This is a genomic window from Mycobacterium sp. 1165196.3 (assembly GCF_001673415.1).
GTDB lineage: Bacteria > Actinomycetota > Actinomycetes > Mycobacteriales > Mycobacteriaceae > Mycobacterium > Mycobacterium europaeum_A.
The window spans coordinates 1-1,111 of record NZ_LZLU01000132.1; the positions used below are offsets into that span (position 1 = coordinate 1).

At 67.3% G+C, this 1,111-nt stretch carries 1 pseudogene; it reads right to left on the reverse strand.

What is annotated here, in order from left to right:
- A pseudogene (locus tag A5659_RS14365) lies at positions 1 to 1,111 on the reverse strand (hypothetical protein); the annotation flags it as partial.

A 1,111-nucleotide genomic window follows, 5' to 3' on the forward strand; every position in this document is an offset into this window, starting at 1 on the left:
TCGGGGTGTTCGCCGGCTTCTCGATGGCCGGCTACGGCATGACCAAACACCATCTGACGCATCGGGAACCGGGCTGGCGCCGCCGGCTGGCGATCAACCTGTCCGCGGCGGTGCTGTCGACGATCGTGGTGGGCATCTTCGCGGTGGCGAAATTCACCGAGGGCGCCTGGCTGGTGGTCATCGTGTTCCCGCTGCTGGTGTTCATGCTGACCCGGCTCAACCGCGAATACCGGGCCGAGGCCGCCATTCTCGAGATGTTCCGCACCGATCGCCCGGAGCTGGTGAAGTACGCGCGGCACCGGGTGTTCGTAGGCGTCGACCTTGCGGTCTTCGTCCTGGGACACCCACGCCTCGAGCTTGTCGATCCCCTGTCCGATCCGCTGCTCCAAGGTGTCGGGGTAGGCCTCCCTGATCCGCGATTCGACGTCGTAGGGCACGATCGTCGCCGCGGCGTCGGGAATCAGGCTGACCGCTCGCGCGATCTTGTCGGCGGTGCGGTCGTGCAGCACGCGGCCCAGCAGCCGGGCGAAGGTTCGCCGCGGCAGCAGCACCGTCACATTGGTGCGCGCGTTCTCGTCACGCGCCTTGGCGACCAGCAGCTGCGCGGCCCGGCTGATCCGACGGTCCGGGCAGTCCACGATGCGCAGCGGGGTGTCGAGTTCGAAATGGTCCCAACGCTTTCGCAGCAGCGCCGCGTGGGCCGGGTCGACCATGAAATGCACCGCGATCAGTTCGTCGGCCCGCAACCCCCTGCCGTAGCGCAGCGCCTCGATCACCGCCAGATCGACCGAGTCGACGAACACGAACACCCGGTGCCGCGCGTACTTCACCAGCTCCGGGCGATCGGTGCGGAACATCTCGAGAATGGCGGCCTCGGCCCGGTATTCGCGGTTGAGCCGGGTCAGCATGAACACCAGCAGCGGGAACACGATGACCACCAGCCAGGCGCCCTCGGTGAATTTCGCCACCGCGAAGATGCCCACCACGATCGTCGACAGCACCGCCGCGGACAGGTTGATCGCCAGCCGGCGGCGCCAGCCCGGTTCCCGATGCGTCAGATGGTGTTTGGTCATGCCGTAGCCGGCCATCGAGAAGCCGGTGAACACCCCGA